Below are 24,552 nucleotides of genomic sequence, written 5' to 3'. Positions count from 1 at the left end.
GCGGCGACCTTTGTGCGTCTTAAAAGACGCACGGCGCTGTAGCGGCCGCCATCACGCCCGACGCGGCAGATCAGCCTTAAAAACTCCACAAGCCGCTCTATTCCTTCCTATGACGGTGAAGGGCGGTTTCGCCCGCCGAGGCAGAGGGCCGATGGCCTTCCGATGGGAGAAGTGTCTGTGAATAAAGCATTCTTGCGGGTGGCGGCTATCTGTGCGCTCTCGCTCATGCCGTTCGTCGCCGAAGCGGCGGAAGGCTTTGCCACCGCCAATGTCAACATGCGCTCGGGTCCGAGTACCCGCTATCCTGCCGTGACGATTATTCCGGTGGGTGAATCGGTGGAAATCCATGGATGCCTGGCCGACCGGCCCTGGTGCGACGTTTCCTTCTATGGCGGCCGCGGATGGGTCGCCGGACAATATGTTCAGGTGCTCTATCGCAGCAACAGGGTCTATGTGGAGCCGGAATATTACCGTCCGCTCGGAATCCCGACGGTCGTCTTCGAGTTCGATCGCTATTGGGATCGCTACTATCGGGGACGCGATTTCTATCGTGACCGCGACCGCTGGCGCAGCGGGTCCGATTGGGCCGAAGAACGCGACTGGCAGTGGCGACGCGAGGAGGAGCGCCGCGAATCGCAACGCCGGCAGGCCGCAGAACGCCGTGAGTGGGAACGCGAGCAGGATCGCCGCGAATGGGAACGCCAACAGGCGAGGGAACGGCAAGAGGCGAGAGAACGTCAGCAATGGCAGCGTGAGCGGGAACGCGAGCGTCGGGAGTGGCGGGACCGTCGCCGCGACGACGAGGCTCGGGAAGGCGGTTCGGCAGAGAACTATCAAGGTGCTCGCAAGGAAGAGCGGGCGCGTCAACTCCGCGAACTGCGGCGGGATGGCGAAGTCAGAACGATTCCGAAGTGCGTGTTAAACGATTTCGCCTGTGAGAATGACTGACCAAACAGCGGCTTCCGGCGGGGCGACCCGGCGCGGCGCACGAGCGAGAGGGCTGCTCAGTCCATGGTTTTCGGAAAGGCAGGCGGCGATTTGCCGCCTGCTTTTTCTTGCCCTCACTGGCGGAGTTTTGCGGGAACCAATTCCTTTCTCGACGCGTTGATTTCGCGCGAAAGGTAAGGAGCGGAGACAATGGCGGAAAAGAAGCTGGCAGCTGTGGGCCCCGAGATGGAAGTGGAAAAGACCGCGGCAGACACCCAGATGGAATTGCAGGTCCAGGTCGCGGAGTTGAGGGCCGAAATCGTTCGGCTGACGGAAACGGTTTCCGCCATCGGGAGCGGCGCGAAGGCGGTCGTGCAGGGGGAAGCGGAACTGATGACGGAACGATTGCGCGAGCGTGTTCGCGACGATCCGATCTCGACGCTGCTGACGGTCGCGGGAGTCGCCTTCCTGGTCGGCCTTTTCGCGAGACGCTGAGGTCCCTTCGGCGGTCACTCACACACCACCAGAATTGGGAATTGCTCTTGGTTAAGGCGCCTCAGTCTGGATTAAGATAGGGTTAACCAAACCGGGCTATGGCTCAATCGGAGTGGGCCGGTTATTATTGGTCCGCATCTGATGTGCATTGAAACAGGCGAAATCCGGGTGACCGGAAGAAAGTGAGTTGAGAAGGGCGCGTCTGTCCGGGTTTTCCGGGAATGCGCCAGCCCGCAATCGGGCAGGGTGAAATCTGTGTTCATCCGTCTCATGGAAGTATGGAGACGAGCATGGCAGACGTAATCAGATTGCAGGACCGCAAGGTCAAGATGCCACGAAGGCGCCCCGTCTCGGGCAGTGCCAAAGTGTTGTTTTTTACGGGCATCCGTTACGAGCGGCTCGACGGGCGTGGCCCGCAGCCAAGCGCTCCGACCGGACGGCAGGTCAAGAAGCAGTAGCCGGACACGCGCGATAGCCTCGCAAACCGCGGGCTCGCCGATGCTCAGCGCTGCGCGGCCCATCGATCTCTTCAACTTCCCACATTCACGTCACTGGCGGCGGAACGGCGCACAGCTCGATTCCGTCAGGAAATCGCGGACCTGCTCCTCGAAACTGTTGAGCGGCGCCAGGGCGCGCAGGACAGCATAGCCCTCGTCATCCTTCATCTCGATCATGATCGATTGGGCGAGCGCCTCCGGTGGCGCTTTGCGAAGCTCCACCAATTGGATTGGTGTGGCGACGACGAGATCGAGATCTCCATTGACGGCGGTCTGGTCGTTCATACTGAAGACCTCGTTCGACCCGCTATCGAAGATCGAGAGCGACCAGAAAGGCACGGCGCCGCGAGCGATGAACCGTGCCGGCGCATCCGCGATCGAGAAACTGCAGACGGCGGTGCGCAGAAAGGGATCGCTATTGTCCAGTCCGGTCGGACCCGGCTCGGCCGATAGCGCAAAGAAGCTGTCCATCTCGAGAAGGCCGAGGATCCGGGTATAGGCGTCGCGGCCGGTGAATTGCGGCAGGGAGAGGACGATGACGATATGCAGGAGGGCTGCGCCGACCAGACCGACGAGAAAGGTGAACAGAACCCTACGCATTGCCGCACCCGGTCTTGACGATCTTCGGCATTGCGAGGTCGATCAGTCCGGAGGAGCCGGCGGTCGGCGTATCGAGCAGGGTCAGGACGAGCTGAAAATTCCCCGTATGGCGGATGGCGAGCCAATTGTCCGGCTGTGCGGCCGGCGAGGCATGAATGACGAAGCTGCTGTCCTTGGCGCGCAATACCACCCACGAATTGATCGCTGAAGGTATCTCGGTTCCCGGTCGCAACGTAGCGCCGCCGGTGGTCGCGGCGTAGAGCGTCCAGAAACGGGCGGGCGGCGTAATCCCGGAAATGTCGTAGGAGCAGGCGGCGGACAGGCGTGCGCCGGAATCATCGGTGGCGGCTGTGAACCTCAACCCTTCCGCGCTGCCATAGAGCAATTCCCCGGCACGGGCCCGGTGCGCCTTTGCATAGGGATCGGCCGCGACGGTTTGCGCTTCGGGGAAGGCCACCCAAGGACCGATCGCGATCGATCCAAAGCCGATCGTCGCCTTCAGCGCCCATACGGCCGAAGTCATGCCGCCGACGAAGGCGACGACAAGGGCAAGGGCGACGAGGAGGGGAACGCGGAACAAGGGGGGCTCTACCGAATGATGTCTCGTTTATCCTGCACCAGAATCGGTTGTGCGGCGACGGCTATTGCATGTTTCCTTTAATCGTAGCTGATTCAAGGGCAAAAACATGCAGCAATTCAAAGTGCTGCAGCGATCTCTGTGTGTCTGGTAAGACGCACTGCGCTGCAGGCCGCCAGAAAACGGATTTGTCGTTGCGAAGTCAATTCTTCGCGGCATTTGTCATCAGCGGCGTCGCCGGCGCTCCCTCGGGCGCTCCAAGCGCCGCAACCCGGCCGCCGACCTTTTCTCTGGGTTTCAACGGCGACGCTTGCTCGAAGGCATTGCCGATCGATTTCAGAAGTCGGGTCACCTCGCCGGACAGGGATCGCGGCCGGACGAGGGGCGGCAAGGCGTTTTCATCCGGCGGGGCCTCGGCGACCGCCTCCGGCTTCTTTTGCGTTTCGGCCGGCGGAGCCTCGATGCCCGGGATTGCGCGATGCTCAATGCCCTGTTCGGCATAGTCCATCAGCCGCTTGAAGGTCATCGCCGGCAGGGAGCCACCGGTCATTTCTTCAGTGGAGGTGTAGTCGTCATTGCCGAACCAGACCGCCGTCGTATAGTCGCCGGTGAAGCCGACGAACCAGGCGTCGCGATAGGCTTGCGTCGTCCCCGTTTTGCCGCCCGCCACGACCCCATTGCTCAGCGCGGCCCTGCGTCCGGTTCCGATGACCGGGATCTGGGTGAGGATCCGGTTCATCGACGAGATGGCCTGTTGGCTCAGAACCCGTCGCGCCGGCGGCGCGTCGCGGCCGAAGTCGTAGAGGATGTCGCCGTCGTAATTCAGGATCTGACTGATGCCGTGCCGTCGGGATTCCAATCCTCCGGCAGGAAACACGGCATAGGCCGTCGCCTGATCGAGTACGGTTACCTCCGACGTGCCGAGCGGCATGGTCTTGTCGGTGCGGATCGGCGTTTCGACACCCATTCTCCTTGCGGTCTGGGCGATGACTTCGGTGCCGAGCTTGTCCTTCGCGAGGCGGACCGGAACGGTGTTGATCGATCTCGCCAACGCGTTCATCAAGGTGACCCGCCCGGCATACTTGCGGGCGTAGTTCTGCGGCGACCAGCCGCGCCAAGTGATCGGCGCATCGACGACCACCGTCTCGGGCGTCATGCCTTTCTCCATCGCCGCCGCGTAGGTATAGACCTTGAAGGAGGAGCCGGGCTGGCGCAGCGCCCGGGTCGCTCGATTGAACTGGCTTTCCCCATAGTCGCGGCCGCCGACCATGGCACGCACGGCGCCGCCATTTTCGATCATGACCAGCGCGCCCTGCTTCACCTTATAGCTTTCGCCATACTGCCTGAGGCTCGATTCGATCGATTCTTCGGCCGCCTGCTGCAGCCCCATGTCGATCGTCGTGCGCACGATGAGCGAATGCTGCGCGAATGGGGCGGCAATGCGCTGGACCTCATCGAAGGCCCAGTCGAGGAAAAAGTCCGGTGCCTTGACCTGGGCGCGGTCGATGACGGTTGCGGGATTGAGGCGGGCGGCGAGTACCTGGCCCTCCGTCATCAGGCCGCCCTGGACCATGTTGGACAAAACCTCGTTGGCACGAGCGCGCGCCGCCGGCAGGTTGACGTGGGGCGCATATCGCGCCGGGGCCTTGAACAGACCGGCCAGCATGGCGGATTCGGCGAGATCGACGTCGGTGATCGCCTTGCCGAAGTAGAACTGAGCCGCCGCTGCCGCACCGAAGGTGCCGCCGCCCATATAGGCGCGATCGAGATAGAGGCGGAGGATCTCCTTCTTCGAGAGATTGCTTTCGAGCCAGACGGCGAGAAACGCTTCCTTGATCTTGCGCTCGATCGTCCGCTCGTTGGAGAGGAACAGGTTCTTGGCGAGTTGCTGCGTGAGCGTGGAGCCGCCCTGAACCACGCCGCCGGCGCGGGCGTTTTCCGTCATGGCGCGCGACAGGCCGAGGAAGTCGATGCCCCAGTGGTCAAAGAAACGGCGGTCTTCCGTCGCCAGGACCGCCTTGATCAGGTGATCCGGCAGTTCGTCGATCGGAACCGAATCTTCGTGGATGATGCCCCGATGGCCGATCTCGTTGCCGTAGCGATCGAGAAAGGTGACGGCGAAGTCGCTTTGAGCCCGCCAGTCGCCCTTGGTTTCCTCGAAGGCCGGGAGCGCCAGCGCAAGCATCAGCACGGAGCCCGCGGTGCCCCAGGTCATCCCTTCGCCGAGCACTTCGAAAAGCACTTTTTTCCAGCCGCGCATGCGAAAGCGACGGAAGAAGATCGTGGTGTCTTCCCACCATTCCGCCAGGCCGAATCCGGCATTCCACACGGTCGAGTCGATCCAGGAATCGATTCGCAGAAAGATGTGTCGCTTCTTCGGCCGGTTTTCCTCTTTCGGCGGTTCCTGCACGGCTTTCATGTCCCGAAGCTTCCTTGCCACACGACGATATTTGCACGACGCGAAGTTCCAATCTACTTGCATATCGTGCCGTCGGCCTTAAAAAACCGGCAATTTTCTGCAAACTTTCCATGTCGGCGTGGAAGTGACGAAAGTGTGACGCGATGGGCGAAATGCCTTTCTGGAAGACGAAGAACCTGGAAGAGATGACCAACGCCGAATGGGAGAGCCTTTGCGACGGCTGCGGTCTCTGTTGTCTCAACAAGCTGGAGGACTGGGACACGGGTGAGATCGCCTGGACCTCGATCCGCTGCACCCTGCTCGACGGCGAGAGCTGTCGCTGCAAGGACTATGATAACCGGCAGGCGACCGTTCCCGACTGCGTCCAATTGACCCCGCAGGCGGTGCGAGAGATCAGCTGGCTCCCGCCGACCTGCGGTTATCGTCTGGTAGCCGAGGGCCATGACCTCTACTGGTGGCACCCGCTCGTCTCCGGCGATCCGGAAACGGTGCATGCGGCCGGGATCTCCGTGCGCGGACGCACAATCGCCGAGGACGGCATCGACGTCGAAGACTACGAAGATTACCTGGTTAGCTGGCCTCTGGAAGTGGGTCTGGAACCCGCGAAGTAGCCTACGCGTCGCGTTCAGACGGGTTCATGCGACGCTCCTTGTTTTCATGCATGTCGTTGTCCCAAAACCGCTGCACACTTTTGGGCGACATGCATCAGTGGCGGCCGTTTTTCCGCACGAGGCTCTTTGGGGCGGCATTCCTCCAGGCCGTCTCCAGCGACTGGCGAATGAGCTCCTCGTCGGCATCTACGAAGTAGAGAGATGTCCAGCCTCGCTCACCCCAGCCCCCGGGCACCGCGGCGCAGACGCCTGGTTCCATTTCGAGCAGCATACGCTGCTGATCGGGCGTCAGCTTGAAGACGGCACGGCCTGCCTCCGGCAGGGTCATGAATATGCGCTTGCCCACTCGGAAGTCCCGCGCTCCGAAATGGGCGTTTTCCTGCGTTCCGGGAAGGCTCAGTGCCAGCTTTTCGATCTCTTCGGTTAGCATCCGAAAAGAGTAGCACGAATTCCGTAATTGACAAAAACTCGCGCCACGATGCGTCAGCGGGCGCAATCCAATGCTTTCACGGGTATGAAGGCCACTTCTCGGCGAACCAATCGCCGAGAAGGAGTGATCATTTTGCAGCCGGAATCGGCCTTGGAGCAGTTTCGCTGGCCGCGCGCATTTCGCGCCACTCGTTTTCGAAACGGTCGAGCAGCGACTGTGGAATCCTGGACTGCGGCGATACGAGCGGCTTGTTCGCGAGTGACTGCATCCGGTCCTCCTGAGCGAGACGGTTGGAATGGCGCCGACCATTTCATAAGGCAAATACTTTGTAAATCAGTCGGTTAAACTATTTAAACGATTGAAAAAACTTTAAATCGATTAAGGGTTGCTCGTCCACAGACGTGCTTTCCATCCACCTCCGATGGACTTGCAAGGGGGAGACCTGCGCGCCATTGCGTATGATTCCGGAAATGATGGGTGGGATGGAATAAAAGACGAGCCAAAAGGTAATCATCTTCAAAGGCTTGCGAGCAAAGCTGGAATCGCCTTCGAGCTGCCTTACTCGACTTTCGATGACCCGGAATCGAATTCTGAGAAAAAGCCTCCAAGCAATTCGGCCGATTCGCGATCGGCGAAGCCGCATCTCAGCTACGATTGAGGCAAAGCCCGCCGGTCCCAGAGTGTGATGCAAAGATCTTAACGGGCTGCGGACCTGTCGGATGAGGCTGTGCGGCAGGCCACCGACCGTTGCAATCCCTGGTGGATCTCCGGCTTGGGCGCGCCGACGTCCGCCACGGGATGTCGCGCGTCGCTGGACCGACATTCATTTGCCATTCAGCCTCTATCAGCTAATGATTTTGCCATGATCTTCCCAAGTCGAAAGTGCGTTCATGTCTTCATCAGTGACCATAGCCGCGCTCGCCGCAGGTCTCGCAGGTTTTTCGCCGCCTGCCTTTGACATGCCTACGGTTGTTGTTCGCGCGGCGGGTGATTGCAGCGCTGCGGCGGCGCAAGTCGTCGCCGAGACGGGCGGCGAATTGCTTTCCGCCCAGCCGACAGCCGATGGCAAGTGCGTCGTTACCGTGCTAATCCCGGGCAATGGAGGGCGGCCGAAGAAGGTGACGGTCAAGGTGCCGATGTAGGCATCGGCGGCGCCCGTTGCAGAGGGAAGTAGAAGCAAGATGCGCATCCTGATAGTCGAGGACGACGTCAATCTGAACAGGCAACTGGCCGAAGCGCTGAAGGAAGCCGGTTACGTCGTCGACCAGGCCTACGACGGAGAGGAAGGCCACTACCTCGGCGACGCGGAACCCTATGACGCGATCATCCTCGATATAGGCCTGCCGGAAATGGACGGCATCACGGTGCTGGAAAAGTGGCGGGCCGACGGCAAGACCATGCCGGTGCTGATCTTGACGGCTCGCGACCGCTGGAGCGACAAGGTGGCGGGGATCGATGCCGGCGCCGACGATTATGTTGCGAAGCCCTTCCATGTCCAGGAAGTGCTCGCCCGCATCCGGGCTCTGATTCGGCGCGCCGCCGGACATGCCAGTTCCGAGATCGTCTGCGGCCCGGTCCGCCTTGACACGAAAGGCTCGAAGGCGACCGTCGGCGGTGTCGCGCTGAAGCTGACCTCGCACGAATTCCGGCTGCTTTCCTATCTCATGCATCACATGGGGCAGGTGGTTTCCCGTACGGAACTCGTCGAGCACATGTATGATCAGGACTTCGACCGCGACTCCAATACGATCGAGGTCTTCATTGGCCGGCTCCGCAAGAAGATCGGCAATGACCTGATCGAGACGGTGCGCGGTCTCGGATATCGGATGCAAGCACCCGGCAATGGCCATTAGATCCCTCACGGCGCGCGTTCTGGCGGTTTCGACCGTCTGGGCTGTCGTTGCCCTCGTCGTGATCGGAGTCGTCATCTCGGCGCTCTATCGGCAGGGCTCGGAGCGCGGCTTCCAGGACCTTTTGCGCGCCCAGCTCTACAACGTCATTAATTCGATCTCCGTCGACGAGAAGGCCGCCCTGACCGGCAGTCCCCAACTCGGCGACCTGCGCTTCTCCCAGCCGCAGACCGGATGGTATTGGATCGTCGAGCCGATCGGCGAATTCAATACGCCGCCTTTGCTGTCGACGTCGCTCGGTTCTGCCAAACTGCCGATCGTGAGCGTCGATGAGGTTCCCTTCGACATTCGCTACGAGCGCTTCTACACGACCGAGGATCCTTTCGATAATGAGGTCGAGGTCGCCGAGACCGAAGTGGTGCTCGACATTCAGGGCCACGCAGCGCGCTTCCGGGTTGCCGGCAACCGCGACGTCCTGGAGGCGGACATCGACCGCTTCACCCGCAACTTGACGATCGCGCTCTCCATCTTCGGTCTCGGCGGGCTCGGGGTGAACGCCTTGACCATTCTCTTCGGCCTCAGGCCGCTCGACCAGGTGCGCCGCTCGCTCGAGAAGATCCGCACGGGCCAGAGCGAGCGTCTGGACGGTGCTTTCCCCCGTGAGATCCAGCCGCTTGCCAACGAAGTGAATGCGCTGATCGACAGCAACCGCCGCATCGTCGAACGCGCCCGCATGCAGGTCGGCAATCTCGCTCACTCCCTTAAGACGCCAATCGCCGTGCTGCTCAACGAGGCGCGCGTTCTCGAGGTCCCGCACGGCGAACTGATCAGGACGCAGGCGGACGCGATGCAGACGCAGGTTCAGTCCTATCTCAGCCGCGCCCGGATCGCCGCCCAGCGCGGATCCATTCTGGCGCGCACGGAGGCTCAGCCGGCGCTCGAAAGGATCGTCCGGGTGATGCGGCGGCTCAATCCGGAGAAGCAGTTCAGCCTGTCGATCGATCCGCCCGGGCTGGTACTGGCCATGGAGCAGCAGGATGTCGAGGAAACCGTCGGCAACCTGCTCGAAAATGCCGCGCGATACGCACGGGATCATGTCGCGCTCAGTGTCGAGCCCGCCACCGACCAGAAGCGCAGCAAGGAGTCCGGCCGCGAATGGATCGTGCTCAGCATCGACGACGACGGCCCGGGACTCGACCCGGATCAGATCGCCTTGGCAATGAAACGCGGCAAGCGGCTCGACGAAAGCAAGCCCGGCACCGGACTGGGACTGTCGATCGTCAGCGAGATCGTCGGCGAATATCAGGGCAGCGTCGAACTCAGTCGGCGCGAGGAGGGCGGGCTCAGGGCCAAACTCGTTCTGCCGGCGGCCGTCTAGCGCGGGACGTGAGGCGGTGGTTCTGTTCGGACCGGCCCATCTCAGCCGCCATCGTGGTCCGGCGGTCACACCGGCAGTCGAAAATGCCCGATGCGGCACGGGGCGCGGTTGCCTAGCGGGGCCGGGGGTGCAAAAAGAAATCGAAAGCGCCGCCGCTTCGACGCCATCGCCGAGATGCAAGCGGCGACCGGTCAGTGAGGGTTCAGTTGTCGCGTATCATGAGGATTAACGCAGAAATGGGACGGGCGGTCGCCTTGGGCGGCAGGATCGTGGTCGTCGCATCGACTGTCGCCTTTGCCGGCTGCGGGACGACTGGCGGCGGCCGGGGCGGCGCAGCCGTCGCGGGTCTTGGCGCAGCCGCAGCGGGCGGAGCGTCGTCGGCCGCCTATATCGACGCCCTGCAGGGCGGCGTCATCGCGCGCCTCGGCAATCTCGATCTTGGCAAGTCCGACCGGCAGCGCGCGCTCGAGGCGGAGTATCGTGCGCTCGAGGCCGCTCCCGGCGGCCAGCCGGTGGCATGGGAAGGGCGCGGCGTGAGCGGCTCGGTCGTGGCTGCCGCCCCCTATCAGGTCGGCTCCCAGAATTGCCGGCAATACAGCCATACGGTGGTGATGAAGGGTCAGTCATCGACGGCACGCGGCGCGGCATGCCGCAACACCGATGGCACCTGGTCGCCGCTCACCTGAGCCATCGCCACGCATTGCCCTGGTGCCGTTGCCGTGCCGCCCCTGCCGGCCGGCGCGTGCATCGTTGCGGCGAAACGCCTCAAATCTCCGTCATTTTCGGTTTTCGAGTTGGAAAGCCCGGAACCTCATAGTATTTCGCATCCATGCTGTTCTGGATTCTCGTCGCCATCTTGACGGCGGCTGTTGCTGTCGTGCTTGTCCTCCCGCTGATGCGGGCGGCGTCGCCCCTTCCGTCTCCTCACAGCCATGACCTGGAGGTCTACCGCGACCAGCTCGAAGAACTGACGAGGGATCGCGAGGCGGGGCTGATCAGCGACGAAGACGCGGAACTCGCCCGGGCCGAAATCGGGCGCCGGTTGATTGCCGCCAGCGCCGCCGACGCATCAAGCGTGGAAAGCGTGTCCAGGCGGCTTGGGTCGACGCGCTTGGCGCAGGCGTTCATTCTCCTCTGTCTTCCGGCCGTCGGGCTCTGTCTTTACTTGACGACGGGCAGTCCCGGCGTGCCGGCGCAACCGCTCGCAGCGCGGCTTGCCAATCCCGGAGAAGACATCAACATCCTGATCGCCAAGGCTGAAAATCATCTGGCTCTCAACCCCGACGACGGGGCGGGGTGGGACCTGCTCGCTCCGATCTACATGCGCAGCGGCCGCGTCGACGATGCGGTCGCCGCCTATGATCGCGCAATCCGACTGCTTGGGCCGACCGCGGCCAGGCTGGGCGGCTATGCCGAGGCGCTGATCGTGCAATCCGGCGGCCTTGTGACGGCGGCGGCACAGGACGCCCTGAAGAAGGCGCTGGCTCTCGACGCCAATGATCCGCGCTCGGAGTTCTATCTCGCCCTCGGCCTCAAGCAGGAGGGAAAGCGTGGCGATGCGCTCGCCGCCTTCCGCAAGCTCGCCGGCACTTCGCCTGCCGGGGCGCCATGGTTGCCGCTCGTCAATCAGCATATTGCCGAGCTTACCGCCGGCGAGCCCGGTGCCGGCGGCGGAGCGCCCGGAAACCCGACTTCCGAGGATATCGCCGCCGCCGAGGGAATGAGCGCCGACGATCGTCAGGCGATGATCCGTGGCATGGTCGACGGTCTTGCCGGCCGTCTGAAGGAAAATCCCGACAACATCGAGGGCTGGATGCGGCTGATCCGGGCCTATGTTGTCCTCGATCAAAGAGACAAGGCCGAGAATGCTCTACGCGAGGGGCTGCAGGCCTTTCCGGCAAGCGGCGGCGAGGGCAAGCGATTGCTGGCGCTCGGCCGCGAACTCGGCATTGACGGCGGCGGAGCGGAATAATGACGCGTAAGCAGAAACGGCTGGCGATCATCGGCGGCGGCGTAGGCTTCCTGACGGCCGCCGTGCTTCTGGTGATGTTCGCCTTCAGCCAGGCCGTGGCCTATTTCTATGTCCCGGGCGACCTGGCAAAGGCGGATCTCGCGCCGAATACACGCATCCGCCTGGGCGGGCTGGTGGAAGCGGGCTCGGTGAAGCGAGGCGACGGCAAGACCGTCACCTTCAGCGTGACCGATACGCTCGCGACAGTGCCGGTGACCTATACCGGCATTCTCCCCGACCTCTTTCGCGAGGGCCAAGGGGTCGTCGCGGAGGGGGCCTTCGTCGCCGGCAGCCCGGTTTTCGTTGCCGATACGGTGCTTGCCAAGCATGATGAGACCTACATGCCGAAGGACGTGGCCGACCGCCTGAAGGCGCAGGGCGTCACGCTCGGCGGGAAGGAAAACATCCGATGATCATCGAGCTCGGACACTATGCGCTGGTGCTGGCGCTCGCGACCGCGCTCATCCAGTCGGTGCTGCCGCTCGTCGGCGTGCGGCGCGGTGATCGGGCCCTGGTCGAGCTGGCGGGCAGCGCCGCGATCGTCTCCTTCCTGCTAGTCACCTTCTCCTTTGCGGTGCTGACCTTCGCCTATGTGACCTCCGACTTCTCGGTCAGGAATGTCTGGGAGAATTCGCATTCGCTGAAACCGCTGATCTACAAGATCTCCGGCGTCTGGGGCAATCACGAGGGCTCGATGCTCCTGTGGCTGCTGATCCTCGCCTTCTTTTCCGCTCTCGTGGCAAGCTTCGGCCGTAACCTGCCCGAAACCTTGAAGGCGAACGTTCTGGCGGTTCAGGCCTGGATCGCCGCCGCCTTCACGCTGTTCATCCTGCTGACGTCCAATCCTTTCGCCCGGCTGGTTCCAGCCCCGGGCGAGGGCCGGGATTTGAATCCCGTCCTGCAGGACATCGGTCTCGCCATCCATCCGCCCTTGCTCTATCTCGGCTATGTCGGCTTTTCCGTCTGCTTCTCCTTTGCGATCGCCGCGCTGATAGAGGGTCGGATCGATGCGGCCTGGGCGCGTTGGGTCAGGCCCTGGGCCCTGGCCGCCTGGACATGCCTGACGGCGGGCATCGCCATGGGCTCCTACTGGGCCTATTACGAGCTCGGCTGGGGCGGCTGGTGGTTCTGGGATCCGGTCGAGAACGCCTCCTTCATGCCTTGGCTGGCCGGGACGGCGCTCTTGCACTCGGCGCTGGTCATGGAGAAGCGCGAGGCGCTGAAGATCTGGACGGTGCTGCTGGCGATCCTCACCTTCTCGCTGTCGCTGCTCGGCACGTTCCTGGTGCGCTCGGGCGTGCTGACATCGGTTCATGCCTTCGCGACCGATCCGACACGCGGCGTCTTCATCCTGGCGATCCTCGTCGTCTTCATCGGCGGAGCGTTGTCGCTCTTTGCATTCCGTGCCTCGCATCTGAAGTCCGGAGGACTTTTCGCGCCGATCTCGCGCGAGGGCGCTCTCGTCTTGAACAACCTGATCCTGACGACGGCAACGGCGACAGTCCTCACCGGTACGCTTTATCCGCTGGTGCTCGAGGCGCTCACCGGGGACAAGATCTCGGTCGGCGCGCCGTTCTTCAACATGACCTTCGGCCTGTTGATGCTGCCCTTGCTCTTCGCGGTTCCTTTCGGGCCGCTGCTTGCCTGGAAGCGTGGCGACCTTGCCGCTGCCGCGCAGCGCCTCTTCGTCGCAGTAGGCGCCGGTCTGCTGTTTGCTGCTGCCGTCTACTATGCCAGGAACGGTGGTCCGGTTCTCGCCGTCCTCGGCATCGGCCTCGGCGTCTACCTGATCCTCGGTTCCATCACCGATGTCGCCCTTCGCTCCGGCTTCGGCGGGGTGGCCGGCGCTGTCGCCTTCCGGCGGTTCTTGGGCCTGCCGCGCTCGGCCTTCGGGACGGCGCTCGCCCATGTCGGTCTCGGCGTCACGCTGATCGGCATCGTCGCCGTGACGGCCTACGAGACGGAGACCGTCGTCGAGATGAAGCCTGGAATGCTGGTCGACGCCGGCGGCTATAGCCTGCGCTTCGATGGCATGCGCCAGGGCCGCGGGCCGAACTATACCGAGGACACCGGCCATTTCACCGTCAGCCGCGGCGGGGTGAAGGTGACCGAGATCTGGTCGTCGAAACGCCTCTATTCGGCGCGCCGGATGCCGACGACGGAGGCCGGGATCAGGACGTTCGGCCTCAGCCAACTGTATGTCTCGCTGGGCGACGAGATAACCGGCGGCGGTATCGTCGTGCGCATATGGTGGAAGCCGCTGATCCTCTGCATCTGGGGCGGCGCCCTCGTCATGATGGCGGCGGGCATCGTTTCCCTGAGCGACCGGCGCCTGAGGGTGGGCGCCCCGTCGCGCGCCACGAAAACGGCGCGGCTTGTAGCGGGGGCCGCCGAATGATCCGCATCCTCGTCGCGCTCTTCCTTTGCATCGCTTCCGCCGCCCCGGTCTTCGCCGTCAACCCGGATGAAGTGCTTGCCGATCCGGCGCTCGAGGCGCGGGCGCGGGCAATCTCCGCCGAGCTTCGCTGCATGGTTTGCCAGAACCAGTCGATCGACGATTCCAATGCCGAACTCGCCAAGGATCTGCGTTTGCTCGTGCGCGAGCGCCTGAAGAACGGTGATACCGACGAGGCGGTGATCGCCTATGTCGTCTCGCGCTATGGCGAATTCGTGCTGCTGAAGCCGCGCTTCGAGGCAAAGACGCTGGTTCTCTGGGGCATGCCGGTCGTCCTGCTCGTCCTTGGCGCGGTCACGCTGGTCGTCGCCGCGCGCCGGCGTCGCACGCGGCCGGCGGGCTCGCCGCTTTCCGACGATGAAAAGGAAAAGCTGGACAAGCTGCTCCGGTCCTAAGGTTCCGTCGACGCCAGTCCCGAATTCGAAAGCCGTTCAGGCGGTTGAACGAACGGTTCACGGCCCGTTTTCACCGCCCGTTTCTCCGCTCCGCCGAAACATTACGAAAAATTCATCTTCCGGACAGAACCCAGTAAGGTCCCATCCGTTACACGTTGCGTCATCGGCTGTTCCTCCAGTCACAGCCAGACGAGCGGTTCCGGGCGGTTTCGTCCGCAATCGGGCTCGTGGTCAAGGTTTCGAGGCTGTCCACCGCTCGGGGGGCTGCTTCATGCAAGAGAGAAGGCAAAACAAATGTCCATGATCAAAACTCCGCGTCCCTCGCTGAAGACCGTTCTGAAGACCTCCACGGTCGCCGGTCTTGCCGCAATCATGCTGACGACAGGTCTGCCGGCTGAGATCACCCAGTCCTTCGCTGAGGCGGTAAGGGTGCAGGCACCGTCCGTTCCGAGTTTCGCCAACGTCGTCGACGCTGTTTCCCCGGCCGTCGTCTCCGTTCGCGTCCAGGCGCGGGAGCAGGCATCCAGTGACGAAAGCAACTTCACCTTCGACTTCGGTGGCCGTGGTTTCGAAGACCTGCCTGACGACCATCCGTTGAAGCGCTTCTTCCGTGAATTCGGCGGTCCCGATTCGCGCGACGGCGACCGCGCCGATCGCTGGCGTGATCGTCGCGGTCCCCGTGGTGAGGGTCGCCTGCGCCCGAGAGCCCAGGGATCCGGCTTCTTCATCACCGAGGATGGCTACCTTGTCACCAACAACCACGTCGTTTCCGATGGCTCCGCCTTCACTGTCATCATGAACGACGGAACGGAGCTCGACGCCAAGCTCATTGGCAAGGACAGCCGCACCGACCTGGCCGTGCTGAAGGTCGATGCCGCCAACCGCAAGTTCACCCATGTCAGCTTCGCCGATGACAACAAGGTCAGGGTCGGAGACTGGGTGGTCGCGGTCGGCAATCCCTTCGGCCTCGGCGGCACCGTGACGGCAGGTATCGTCTCGGCACGCGGCCGCGACATCGGCTCCGGCCCGTATGACGACTATCTGCAGGTCGATGCGGCGGTGAACCGCGGCAATTCCGGCGGCCCGACGTTCAATCTCTCCGGCGAAGTCGTCGGTATCAACACGGCGATCTTCTCGCCGTCGGGCGGCAATGTCGGCATCGCCTTTGCAATTCCTGCCTCCGTCGCGAAGGATGTCGTCGACGCCCTGATCAAGGATGGTTCCGTTTCGCGCGGCTGGCTCGGCGTTCAGATCCAGCCGGTTACGAAAGACATCGCCGAGTCGCTCGGCCTCTCGGAAGCCAACGGTGCGCTCGTCGTCGAGCCGCAGACGGGTTCGCCGGGCGAGAAGGCGGGCATCAAAAAGGGTGATATCGTGACCGCTCTCAACGGCGAACCGGTCAAGGACCCGCGCGACCTCGCACGCCGGGTCGCGACGATGCGCCCCGGTTCCACCGCTGAGGTCACCTTGTGGCGTGACGGCAAGTCTGAGAGCGTCAAGCTCGAGATCGGCACGCTGCCGGAGGAAGCCAAGGCCACCCCGCCGGACACCCGCGACGAGCAGACGGACCAGGGTCAGGCTGGCGAAGAGGCACTGGCGGATCTCGGCTTGGCGGTCACCCCCTCGGAAGACGGCACGGGTGTCACCATCGCCTCCGTTGACCCGGACTCGGATGCTGCCGATCGCGGCCTGAAGGAAGGCGAGAAGATCGTCTCCGTCAACAATCAGGAAGTGAACTCGGCTGACGACATCCTGAAGGTGATCAACAACGCCAAGAAGGATGGCCGCAGCAAGGCGCTCTTCCAGATCGAAGCCGATGAGGGCAGCCGCTTCGTGGCGCTGCCGATCGCTCAGGGCTGAGACGCGGCGATAGCAAGACACCGGGACCGGGCGGGCAGGCTCCAAGAGCGCTCACCGCCTGCGTCTTGGACGAAGACGAGGCGCCGCGACATCTTCCGATATCGCGGCGTCTTCTGTTCCGGTCGAAGCTTGCGTTCGACCCGCAATGCGAACCCCGAAACCGGTTGAGGCGAACAGAGGTCCGGGACTATGGTCACCCGTATGAAGATTCTGATTGTTGAAGACGACCTCGAGGCCGCCGCCTATCTCGCGAAGGCGTTCCGCGAAGCGGGCATCGTGTCCGACCACGCCAGCGACGGCGAGAGCGGCTTGTTCATGGCGAGCGAGAACGCCTATGACGTGCTCGTCGTCGACCGCATGCTGCCACGCCGGGACGGCCTGTCGCTGATCACCGAATTACGGCGCAGGGGCGTCCACACGCCGGTGCTCATCCTCTCGGCCCTCGGCCAGGTGGACGACCGGGTGACCGGCCTTCGTGCCGGTGGCGACGATTACCTCCCCAAACCCTATGCCTTCAGCGAGCTCCTGGCGCGTGTCGAAGTGCTCGGCCGGCGCAAGGGAACGCTGGACCAGGACATGGTCTATCGCGTCGGCGACCTCGAACTGGACCGGCTCGCCCATTCGGTCCGCCGGCAGGGCAAGGAAATCCCGCTGCAGCCCCGCGAGTTCCGGCTGCTCGAATATCTGATGAAGAATGCCGGGCAGGTGGTGACGAGAACCATGCTGCTCGAGAATGTCTGGGACTATCACTTCGACCCGCAGACCAACGTCATCGACGTGCATGTGTCGCGCTTGCGCTCCAAGATCGAGAAGGATTTCGAACCGCCGCTGCTGAGAACCGTTCGCGGCGCCGGTTACATGATCAAGGACGACCGGACCGCTGAGATATGAGCAAATTCGGCGTTCTGTTCAGGACGACCGCGGTCAGGCTCTCCGCGCTCTATCTCGTCCTCTTCTCCCTCTGCGCCGTCTTCCTCGTTTTCTACGTCACCGGCATGTCCGAGCGTCTCCTGCAGCAGCAGACGCGTGAAGCGATATCCGTGGAGGCAACCCAGATCGAGGACATCTACGAGCGCGCCGGCGTCAGTGGCCTGCTTCGCTCGCTGGAGCGGCGCGCGCGCCAACCCGGCGCCAACTTGTATGTTATCGCGGGACCGAGCGGGGAAATCCTGGCAGGCAACGTCGCCGGTCTAGAGCCCGGCTTGCTCGACGACGAAGGCTGGACGTCCGAGCCTTTTCACTACCGGCGCTTCACCGATGAAAACCGCGCGGACAACCATGTCGCGCTCGCCCAGGTGCTCGTCCTGGACAACGGACTTCGCATCCTCGTTGGCCGCGATTTGCAGGAACCGGAAAAATTCCGCGTCCTCGTCCGCCAGGCCCTGGTCGTTGCTCTCGGCATCATGGGGCTCGGCGCGCTGGTCATCTGGTTCGGCATTGGCCGCAATGCCCTGAGGCGCATCGACCGAATGTCGGAGGCGAGCACCAAGATCATGGCGGGAGACCTTTCGCAACGGCTGCCGATGAGCGGTTCGGGCGACGAGTTCGACCGGCTGTCGGAATCGCTCAATGCCATGCTGGGGCGGATAGAGAAGCTGAACGAAGGCCTGAAACAGGTTTCCGACAACATCGCGCATGACCTGAAAACCCCGTTGACGCGGCTGCGCAACAAGGCCGAAGCGGCGCTCGCCAGCAAGGAGGGCGGGAACCAGAACGGCGCGCTCGAGGAGATCATTGGGGAATCCGACCAACTGATCCGCACCTTCAATGCGCTATTGATGATTTCGCGCGTCGAGGCGGGCTCCGCGGTCGCCGAGATGAGCGACGTGGACTTGTCCGGCATCGTCGGCGATTGTGTTGAGCTTTACGAGCCGCTCGCCGAGGAAAGCGCCCTCCGTCTGGAAGCGGACGTCCAGCCGGGTGTGGTGATCTCCGGCAACCGCGAGCTGATCGGCCAGGCGCTCGGGAACTTGATCGACAACGCGATCAAATACGCGGAAGGGGCGGAAAATCCGCGCATCCGGCTCGAGATGAAGAAAAGCGGCGTCAACGTCGTCCTGGCGGTCGCCGATCACGGCCCAGGCATCCCCGAGAACATGCGCCGCGAAGTGGTCAAGCGTTTCGTGCGGCTGGACGAGAGCCGCACGAAACCCGGCACCGGTCTCGGCCTTTCGCTTGTCGAGGCCGTGATGGAGATGCACCATGGCTCACTGGATCTCTGGGCGACGGAACCGGACGGAAATGGCCTGACGGTGCGCATGGTTTTCCCGGCCGGCGCTACCTGATACACCAGCCAGGCCGGTGCCGGCTGGATCAAGGTTTTCCCGACGATCCGAAGGGGAGGAGAAGACCGATGGTGGACGCGACCGAGAAGCGCTTGTCCGATATCGAGGCGGTGCCGATCCGCCCGGCAAGCCAGGCCGACGCCAAGGTCGCTCTTTCCGTTCTCAAGGATATGGCAAAGGGATGCGAGCCGATTGCGAAGCTTTTGGCGTCCGATACGCCGCTCAAGCACTTTGTCCTTGCCGCTTTCGCACTCTCGCCCTTTCTGCGCGATACGGCCGCCAGCAGCCCCGCCATTCTCGAGGCATTGCTTAGCGAGAGCCTGCCTGGATTTTTGCGAAGCCGGATCGATGCGGCGCGGGTAGCCTGGCGGGGCGAGGTACCAGGCAGGGCCCTGCCGGACACCGAGATCATGTCGCGGCTGCGGCGCGCAAGGCGCGAAGTTGCCTTCGCAGTCGCGCTCGCCGATCTCTCCCGCCTGTTCGATGGTCGCGAAACGACGCGCTGGCTGAGCGATTTCGCCGGTGCCGCGGTGTCGGCTGCGATCGATCACCTCCTGCTCGGCGCGCATGAGAGCGGCAAGTTCGTCCTTCCGGATCCATCAGCGCCGAGTGTCGGCTCGGGCGTCGTGGTGCTGGGCATGGGCAAGCTCGGCGCCGGCGAACTCAACTACTCCTCCGACATCGACCTCGTGATCTTCTACGATCTGCAGTCCGGCATCCTCGTCAGCCGCGACGAGGCGACGGAGATCTTCGCAAGGCTATTGCGAAGGCTGATACGCATTCTCCAGGAGCGGACCGGTGACGGCTACGTTTTCCGCACGGACTTGCGCCTTCGACCCGATCCCGGGTCGACCCCGCTCGCGATCCCGGTCGAGGCGGCAATGCTCTACTATGAGAGCAGGGGGCAGAACTGGGAGCGGGCGGCCTTCATCAAGGCCCGGCCGATCGCCGGCGACTTTTCGGCCGGCGAACGCTTCCTCAAGGAACTGACGCCCTTCGTCTTCCGAAAATACCTGGACTATGCCGCGATCGCCGACATTCACTCGATCAAGCGGCAGATCCACGCCCACAAGGGCCACGGCGAAATTGCCGTGAAGGGGCACAACGTCAAGCTTGGCCGCGGCGGCATCCGCGAGATCGAGTTTTTCGTGCAGACACAGCAACTGATTGCCGGCGGCCGGACGCCCGCGCTCCGGCTGCGCGAAACCGAGGCTATGCTGCATGTGCTCGCGGAGACCGGCTGGATCGATCGGGCAACGGCGCATGAACTGATCGATGCCTACTGGTTCCTTCGTGACGTCGAACACCGCATCCAGATGGTGCATGACGAGCAGACCCACCTTTTGCCCGAGACCGAGGCGGAGCTGAAGCGCATTGCCTCGATGCTCGGCTTTGAGGATACGGCGTCCTTCTCAAGGGAATTTTCGCGTGTGCTGCGGACCGTCGAACGGCGTTACGCGCAGCTTTTCGAACAGGAGGCAAAGCTATCGGCCGAAACGGGCAACCTGGTCTTCACCGGCCAGCAGGATGACCCGGATACGCTCGAAACGCTGAAGAGGCTGGGCTTCCAGCGCCCCTCCGACATCGCCCGGATCATCCGCACCTGGCATTACGGGCGTTATCGGGCGACCCAATCCGTGGAGGCGCGCGAACGCCTGACGGAATTGACGCCGGAGCTTCTGCGCGTCTTCGGTGAAAGCCGGCGCGCCGACGAGGCTTTGCTGCGCTTCGACCAGTTCCTCTCCGGCCTGCCGGCCGGGATCCAGCTCTTTTCGCTGCTCGGCAGCAATCCGGGGCTGTTGTCGCTGATCGTCAATATCATGTCCTCGGCGCCCCGTCTGGCGGATATCATCGCCGCCAGGCCGCATGTGTTCGACGGCATGCTGGACCCCGGGCTGCTCGCCGAACTGCCGACGAGGGACTATCTGGCGCCGCGGATCGCCAATTTCGTCGCCGGCGCCCACCATTACGAAGAGGTGCTGGATCGGCTGCGCATCATCGCCGCCGAGCAGCGCTTTCTGATCGGCATCCGATTGCTGACCGGCTCGATCTCCGGCCTGCAGGCGGGCAGGGCATTCACCGATCTCGCCGACCTGATCATTGCCGCCGCGCTCGACGCGGTTCTGGAAGAGGTCCGCTCGGCGCATGGCCGTTTTCCAGGGGGCCGCGTCGCCGTTGTCGGGATGGGAAAGCTCGGCAGCCACGAATTGACGGCCGGATCCGACGTCGACCTCATCCTGCTCTACGACTATGACAGCGATGCCCACGAATCCGATGGTGCCAAGCCGCTCGATCCGACACGCTATTTTACCCGTGTGACGCAGCGGCTGATCGCCGCTCTTTCCGCCCCGACCGCCGAGGGCATCCTGTACAACGTCGACATGCGGCTCAGGCCTTCGGGCAACAAGGGCCCGGTCGCGACGCGCATCACCGCCTTCGCGAAGTATCAGCGCGAGGAGGCCTGGACCTGGGAGCATCTGGCGCTGACGCGCGCCCGCTGCATCTGCGGCGACGAAAGCCTGATCGGCGAAGCGGAAGCGATTTTCGCCGAGGTCCTGTCTCAAGAACGCGACATCGCCAAGGTCCGCAAGGACGTCGAGGAGATGCGCGATCTGATCGACAAGGAGAAGCCGCCGAACGACATCTGGGATTTCAAGCTCATCCCTGGCGGCCTCGTCGATATCGAGTTCATCGCGCAGTATTTGACCCTTGTGGCGCCGGCGAAAGGCGAGGCGCCGCCGCCTGCCGGGACCCATACGCTCGAGGCGCTGAAGCAGCTCGGCGCCACGCTGATGGATGCAAACGAACTCGACACGGCCATCGAGGCGCTGGCGCTGTTTACGGAGGTTTCGCAGATCGTCCGGCTCTGCATCGACGGCGATTTCGTTCCGAAGGACGCGCCCGCCGGACTCGTCGATCTCGTATGTCGGGCCGGCGACTATCCGGACCTGAAGCACCTTGAGGCTGACATACGCCGCTTCTCCAAAGCGGTGCGCGGCATATTCCAATCGGTTCTCGCGGGTTGACCGACGCGCTGCGGCTCGGTTCAGGCGAGGTCGGGAATGCGCACCGAGATGATCGTGCCGACATTCTCGGCGGAATGGATCTTCATCCGGCCTCCATGGAGCCGGGTCAGAGACCGGGAGATGGCGAGCCCTAATCCGGAGCCGCCCTTGCTCTTGGCATACTGGCTCTGCACCTGCTCGAAGGGATGGCCGATTTTCTGCAGGGCATGCCTCGGAATGCCGATGCCGGAATCGGCGATCGTCAGCGTCACCGCGCCGCGAACCTTGCGGGCCCTGAGTGAAATGCGTCCACCCTCATTGGTGAACTTCACCGCGTTCGATAGCAGGTTGAGCAGCACCTGCTTCATCGCGCGGCGATCGGCAAACATCGTGAGGCCCGAGGAGATCTCCTGGACGACGCGGATGTTCTTCTGCTGCGCCGGGATTGTCGTGAAGCGAAGCGTCTCCTCGATCAGCGGCGCAAGATCGATCCTCTCGCGCGTGATGCGCATATGGCCGGCCTCGATCTTCGACATGTCGAGTATGTCGTTGATGACGTTGAGCAGGTGCTTGCCGCTCTCGTGGATGTCACGGGAGTACTCGTGGTATTTCTCCGAGCCGAGGGCGCCGAACATCTGGTTCTGCAGGATCTCGGAAAAGCCGAGAATGGCGTTGAGCGGCGTGCGCAGCTCATGCGACATGTTGGCGAGGAACTCCGACTTCGCCCGGTTAGCCGCTTCCGCCCGTTCCTTTTCCGCCTGGTAGTTGGCGTTGGCGACGGAAAGCTCGGACTTCTGCCGTTCGAGCGTGATGCGCGAAGCCGAAAGGTCGCCGATCGTCGCCATCAGCCGCCGCTCGGATTCGCGCAGGCGCACCTGATGCCGCTTGAGCAGCGTGATATCCGTCCCGACCGAGACAAGGCCCCCGTCGCGGGTGCGTCGTTCGTTGATCTGCAGCCAGCGCTCGTCGGCGAGCTGCACCTCGCTCGTCTGCGAGTGATTGCTGCGGTCCGGATCGGCGACGCGCCGCTCGACAACGGGTCTGGCCGCCGCCGCATGGACGACCGCGCGATCCGTGCCCGGCACGAGGACGTGGTCCGGCAGCTGATAGGCCTGCTGGTAGTGGGTGTTGCACATGACAAGCCGATCCTGCTTGTCCCACAGCACGAAAGCTTCCGAAGTACACTCGATGGCGTCCGCCAGACGCTGATCCGCTTCCGCGTACCGCTGGGCAAGCCGATGCTGCTCGGTGACGTCCATGGCGATGCCGATGAGGTGTGTCCGGCCCGAGGCCGTGCGGATGACCTGGGCGCGTGCCCGAAGCCACACGTAATGACCGTCCGCGTGGCGCATGCGGAACACCTGGTCGATCTGGCGCTCGCTGCCCTTGGCGATCGCACGCGCCACCCGGTAGATGCCACGGTCCTCCGGGTGCATGAGGCGCGCCGCGTCGCCGAACGACAACACGCTGCTGTCGCCCGGCATGCCGAGCATCTCGTACATCGAGCGAGACCAGAACAGGCGCCGATTGGCGAGGTCGAAATCCCAAAGCCCGCAGCGGCCGCGCGACAGTGCGGTCTCGACGCGCAGGTTCGATTCGGCGAAGACGGAATCGGCGTCCCGCGCGCGCTTGGCCTGGATATAGTAGGCGTAGAGCACGACGAGCAGGATTGCCGAGATGCCGGCGAACAGCGTGACGTTAAGCGAGACATCGTCGCGCCAGGCGGCTTCGAACTGGGCGACCGGCGTTGCTGCCAGGACGACCCCCGCGGAAGCCGGCACCTGCATCAGGGCCACCAGGTGTTCGACACCGTCGATGGTCGCCCTCATCGCGCCGGCGCCTTCGCCGTAATATTGCAGGGAGGCCACGTCGGGGGCGACCGAGGTGAGCGTGCGTCCGATGAAGTGCGCCCCCTCCTGGGTGCTCGCAAATATCCGCCCGTCCCGGCGAACCGTCAGCAGGAACATGCCGCTGTCGAGGAGTTCGGCAGGCAGATATTCGGCGAGCCTGCGTTCGGCTTCCCAGCGCTGCCCATCGGCGAAGAGCTCCGAGGCATCTGCCTGGAAAGCCGCTGTCGCGGCGGTCGCCGCCAGGCTGACGGTCCGGCGCGAACTGGCCTCCATCCGGGCGTGCTCGCCCATGATTCCGGACATACGCGAAATGGCAACGATCAGCAGGAAGGCGATGATGAGGACGGGAATTGAGCGCTTGAGAATGGGCTCGGCCAGCGCGAGCCGACGGGATGCCGGTTCGGCAAAGAGCCTCGCCCTGTCGATGAGCTCCCGTTCCAGGCCGGAAAGGCCCGGGAACTTGAGTCGCAACCGCCCGTCGGCTGCGCTTCCCCGTCGCGCGTCCGCCATCTTTCCCAATCTCTGCCGTCCTCGAGAGCGTCCCGCATTTGAATGCAAAGGGAACGCTGTGATCCTCTCAATCCGAAGCGTCATCGGAAAACTGGGACGCCTCGGTGATTCGGTGCGCCGCCCGCCCGAATCTGACTCAATGAATCACAGGGCGATTCGCCTTGTCTAGGGGCATGGGTAAAGATTTGTTAACCAATTTTCATCGTTGGAAAGTCATAGCCCCTACGGCGCCGCGCGTCGGTTCAGAGGCCTCAGTACACGTCCCAGCCTACTGTGCCTCGTCGGTTGCGGTACGGCAGGGCCTCTCCTCGGGTCCTCATTCCTGTGCTTGTCACAGGAACCCAGCCAGACCCAGTCCTTGGGCTGAAAAGACTCTTCCGCGCCGCGGACGCGGCGC

The 24,552-nt window shown here is 63.4% G+C and carries 22 protein-coding genes; 16 read left to right on the top strand and 6 right to left on the bottom strand.

All coding sequences use genetic code 11. The annotated features are described in order from the left end of the window. The first annotated feature begins 177 nt into the window (after window positions 1-177). From AU381_RS07055 to AU381_RS07045, 3 genes are all read left to right on the top strand, one after another. Window positions 178-948, top strand: coding sequence for an SH3 domain-containing protein (locus tag AU381_RS07055; RefSeq protein WP_064241040.1), 771 nt, complete (start codon window positions 178-180; stop codon window positions 946-948). A 189-nt stretch (window positions 949-1,137) separates the two neighbouring features. Next, window positions 1,138-1,422, top strand: a complete 285-nt coding sequence (locus AU381_RS07050) for a hypothetical protein (protein ID WP_064241039.1) — start codon at window positions 1,138-1,140, stop codon at window positions 1,420-1,422. 290 nt (window positions 1,423-1,712) lie between these two features. Beyond that, window positions 1,713-1,880: a sodium ion-translocating decarboxylase subunit beta gene (locus tag AU381_RS07045; RefSeq protein ID WP_162273408.1), complete on the top strand. Its 168-nt coding sequence runs from the start codon at window positions 1,713-1,715 to the stop codon at window positions 1,878-1,880. Window positions 1,881-1,970: 90 nt separating this feature from the next. On the opposite strand, the gene AU381_RS07040 is transcribed toward AU381_RS07045, so the two are convergent. The 3 genes from AU381_RS07040 to AU381_RS07030 form a co-directional block, all read right to left on the bottom strand. Next, the gene (locus AU381_RS07040) at window positions 1,971-2,519 is read right to left on the bottom strand and encodes a DUF1254 domain-containing protein (RefSeq protein WP_064241037.1); all 549 of its coding nucleotides are present in this window, start codon (window positions 2,517-2,519) and stop codon (window positions 1,971-1,973) included. Beyond that, window positions 2,512-3,099, bottom strand: coding sequence for a DUF1214 domain-containing protein (locus tag AU381_RS07035; RefSeq protein ID WP_064241036.1), 588 nt, complete (start codon window positions 3,097-3,099; stop codon window positions 2,512-2,514). Before AU381_RS07035 ends, AU381_RS07040 begins: the two co-directional genes overlap by 8 nt. A 199-nt stretch (window positions 3,100-3,298) precedes the next feature. Continuing rightward, window positions 3,299-5,515, bottom strand: a complete 2,217-nt coding sequence (locus tag AU381_RS07030) for a transglycosylase domain-containing protein (protein WP_064241035.1) — start codon at window positions 5,513-5,515, stop codon at window positions 3,299-3,301. A gap of 143 nt (window positions 5,516-5,658) precedes the next feature. Between AU381_RS07030 and AU381_RS07025 the strand changes: the two genes are divergently transcribed. Beyond that, a complete protein-coding gene (locus AU381_RS07025) occupies window positions 5,659-6,126 on the top strand; it encodes a YcgN family cysteine cluster protein (RefSeq protein WP_064241034.1) in 468 nt (155 codons plus the stop codon). Window positions 6,127-6,220: 94 nt separating this feature from the next. Here the strand turns inward: AU381_RS07025 and AU381_RS07020 are convergent, their stop codons facing one another. Further along, entirely contained in the window at window positions 6,221-6,556 is a 336-nt protein-coding gene (locus AU381_RS07020) for an MmcQ/YjbR family DNA-binding protein (RefSeq protein ID WP_064241033.1), read from the bottom strand. A gap of 127 nt (window positions 6,557-6,683) precedes the next feature. Continuing rightward, on the bottom strand, window positions 6,684-6,824 hold the full coding sequence (locus AU381_RS30245) for a hypothetical protein (RefSeq protein WP_164476170.1): 141 nt from the start codon (window positions 6,822-6,824) through the stop codon (window positions 6,684-6,686). 622 nt (window positions 6,825-7,446) lie between these two features. On the opposite strand from AU381_RS30245, the gene feuN reads away from it, so the two are divergent. From feuN to AU381_RS06960, 12 genes are all read left to right on the top strand, one after another. Then, complete coding sequence (gene feuN, locus AU381_RS07015; RefSeq protein ID WP_064241032.1) at window positions 7,447-7,698, top strand: two-component system FeuPQ modulator FeuN; 252 nt, start codon at window positions 7,447-7,449, stop codon at window positions 7,696-7,698. 39 nt (window positions 7,699-7,737) lie between these two features. After that, window positions 7,738-8,409, top strand: a complete 672-nt coding sequence (feuP, locus tag AU381_RS07010) for a two-component system response regulator FeuP (RefSeq protein ID WP_064241031.1) — start codon at window positions 7,738-7,740, stop codon at window positions 8,407-8,409. Beyond that, window positions 8,399-9,784 carry an ATP-binding protein gene (locus AU381_RS07005; RefSeq protein ID WP_064241030.1) on the top strand — a complete coding sequence of 462 codons (1,386 nt, stop codon included), beginning with the start codon at window positions 8,399-8,401 and terminating at the stop codon, window positions 9,782-9,784. Before feuP ends, AU381_RS07005 begins: the two co-directional genes overlap by 11 nt. Before the next feature lie 218 nt (window positions 9,785-10,002). Then, window positions 10,003-10,470 (top strand): hypothetical protein, encoded by a 468-nt coding sequence (locus tag AU381_RS07000; protein WP_425288611.1) that lies wholly within the window; start codon window positions 10,003-10,005, stop codon window positions 10,468-10,470. 143 nt (window positions 10,471-10,613) lie between these two features. Continuing rightward, window positions 10,614-11,756 carry a c-type cytochrome biogenesis protein CcmI gene (ccmI, locus tag AU381_RS06995; protein WP_064241028.1) on the top strand — a complete coding sequence of 381 codons (1,143 nt, stop codon included), beginning with the start codon at window positions 10,614-10,616 and terminating at the stop codon, window positions 11,754-11,756. Beyond that, entirely contained in the window at window positions 11,756-12,208 is a 453-nt protein-coding gene (ccmE, locus tag AU381_RS06990) for a cytochrome c maturation protein CcmE (protein WP_064241027.1), read from the top strand. Before ccmI ends, ccmE begins: the two co-directional genes overlap by 1 nt. Beyond that, window positions 12,205-14,193, top strand: a complete 1,989-nt coding sequence (locus AU381_RS06985) for a heme lyase CcmF/NrfE family subunit (RefSeq protein WP_064241026.1) — start codon at window positions 12,205-12,207, stop codon at window positions 14,191-14,193. The genes ccmE and AU381_RS06985 overlap by 4 nt, the downstream gene beginning before the upstream one ends. After that, window positions 14,190-14,645, top strand: coding sequence for a cytochrome c-type biogenesis protein (locus AU381_RS06980; protein WP_064241025.1), 456 nt, complete (start codon window positions 14,190-14,192; stop codon window positions 14,643-14,645). Before AU381_RS06985 ends, AU381_RS06980 begins: the two co-directional genes overlap by 4 nt. Window positions 14,646-14,939: 294 nt before the next feature. Next, on the top strand, window positions 14,940-16,505 hold the full coding sequence (locus AU381_RS06975) for a Do family serine endopeptidase (RefSeq protein WP_064241024.1): 1,566 nt from the start codon (window positions 14,940-14,942) through the stop codon (window positions 16,503-16,505). Between the two features lie 189 nt (window positions 16,506-16,694). Continuing rightward, complete coding sequence (locus tag AU381_RS06970) at window positions 16,695-17,396, top strand: response regulator transcription factor (protein WP_064241023.1); 702 nt, start codon at window positions 16,695-16,697, stop codon at window positions 17,394-17,396. Further along, the gene (locus AU381_RS06965) at window positions 17,393-18,790 is read left to right on the top strand and encodes a sensor histidine kinase (protein WP_064241022.1); all 1,398 of its coding nucleotides are present in this window, start codon (window positions 17,393-17,395) and stop codon (window positions 18,788-18,790) included. Before AU381_RS06970 ends, AU381_RS06965 begins: the two co-directional genes overlap by 4 nt. Before the next feature lie 68 nt (window positions 18,791-18,858). Then, window positions 18,859-21,816, top strand: a complete 2,958-nt coding sequence (locus AU381_RS06960; protein ID WP_064241021.1) for a bifunctional [glutamine synthetase] adenylyltransferase/[glutamine synthetase]-adenylyl-L-tyrosine phosphorylase — start codon at window positions 18,859-18,861, stop codon at window positions 21,814-21,816. A 20-nt stretch (window positions 21,817-21,836) separates the two neighbouring features. Here the strand turns inward: AU381_RS06960 and AU381_RS06955 are convergent, their stop codons facing one another. Next, window positions 21,837-24,164 carry a PAS domain-containing sensor histidine kinase gene (locus AU381_RS06955; RefSeq protein WP_064241020.1) on the bottom strand — a complete coding sequence of 776 codons (2,328 nt, stop codon included), beginning with the start codon at window positions 24,162-24,164 and terminating at the stop codon, window positions 21,837-21,839. Between the last annotated feature and the right edge of the window lie 388 nt (window positions 24,165-24,552).

The organism is Sinorhizobium glycinis (assembly GCF_001651865.1).
Taxonomy (GTDB): domain Bacteria; phylum Pseudomonadota; class Alphaproteobacteria; order Rhizobiales; family Rhizobiaceae; genus Sinorhizobium; species Sinorhizobium glycinis.
This window is presented reverse-complemented; position numbering and strand designations above follow the sequence as displayed.

Bases quoted from the DNA above. Each gene is read 5' to 3' on its own strand.
- ccmE (WP_064241027.1), top strand. From the start codon at position 11,756: ATGACGCGTAAGCAGAAACGGCTGGCGATCATCGGCGGCGGCGTAGGC.
- AU381_RS07000 (WP_425288611.1), top strand. From the start codon at position 10,003: ATGAGGATTAACGCAGAAATGGGACGGGCGGTCGCCTTGGGCGGCAGG.
- AU381_RS06980 (WP_064241025.1), top strand. From the start codon at position 14,190: ATGATCCGCATCCTCGTCGCGCTCTTCCTTTGCATCGCTTCCGCCGCC.
- AU381_RS06975 (WP_064241024.1), top strand. From the start codon at position 14,940: ATGTCCATGATCAAAACTCCGCGTCCCTCGCTGAAGACCGTTCTGAAG.
- AU381_RS07025 (WP_064241034.1), top strand. From the start codon at position 5,659: ATGGGCGAAATGCCTTTCTGGAAGACGAAGAACCTGGAAGAGATGACC.
- AU381_RS06960 (WP_064241021.1), top strand. From the start codon at position 18,859: ATGGTGGACGCGACCGAGAAGCGCTTGTCCGATATCGAGGCGGTGCCG.
- AU381_RS07050 (WP_064241039.1), top strand. From the start codon at position 1,138: ATGGCGGAAAAGAAGCTGGCAGCTGTGGGCCCCGAGATGGAAGTGGAA.
- AU381_RS30245 (WP_164476170.1), bottom strand. From the start codon at position 6,824: ATGCAGTCACTCGCGAACAAGCCGCTCGTATCGCCGCAGTCCAGGATT.
- feuN (WP_064241032.1), top strand. From the start codon at position 7,447: ATGTCTTCATCAGTGACCATAGCCGCGCTCGCCGCAGGTCTCGCAGGT.
- AU381_RS06985 (WP_064241026.1), top strand. From the start codon at position 12,205: ATGATCATCGAGCTCGGACACTATGCGCTGGTGCTGGCGCTCGCGACC.
- AU381_RS07040 (WP_064241037.1), bottom strand. From the start codon at position 2,519: ATGCGTAGGGTTCTGTTCACCTTTCTCGTCGGTCTGGTCGGCGCAGCC.
- AU381_RS07030 (WP_064241035.1), bottom strand. From the start codon at position 5,515: ATGAAAGCCGTGCAGGAACCGCCGAAAGAGGAAAACCGGCCGAAGAAG.
- AU381_RS06970 (WP_064241023.1), top strand. From the start codon at position 16,695: ATGGTCACCCGTATGAAGATTCTGATTGTTGAAGACGACCTCGAGGCC.
- AU381_RS06965 (WP_064241022.1), top strand. From the start codon at position 17,393: ATGAGCAAATTCGGCGTTCTGTTCAGGACGACCGCGGTCAGGCTCTCC.
- feuP (WP_064241031.1), top strand. From the start codon at position 7,738: ATGCGCATCCTGATAGTCGAGGACGACGTCAATCTGAACAGGCAACTG.
- ccmI (WP_064241028.1), top strand. From the start codon at position 10,614: ATGCTGTTCTGGATTCTCGTCGCCATCTTGACGGCGGCTGTTGCTGTC.
- AU381_RS07020 (WP_064241033.1), bottom strand. From the start codon at position 6,556: ATGCTAACCGAAGAGATCGAAAAGCTGGCACTGAGCCTTCCCGGAACG.
- AU381_RS07045 (WP_162273408.1), top strand. From the start codon at position 1,713: ATGGCAGACGTAATCAGATTGCAGGACCGCAAGGTCAAGATGCCACGA.
- AU381_RS07005 (WP_064241030.1), top strand. From the start codon at position 8,399: ATGGCCATTAGATCCCTCACGGCGCGCGTTCTGGCGGTTTCGACCGTC.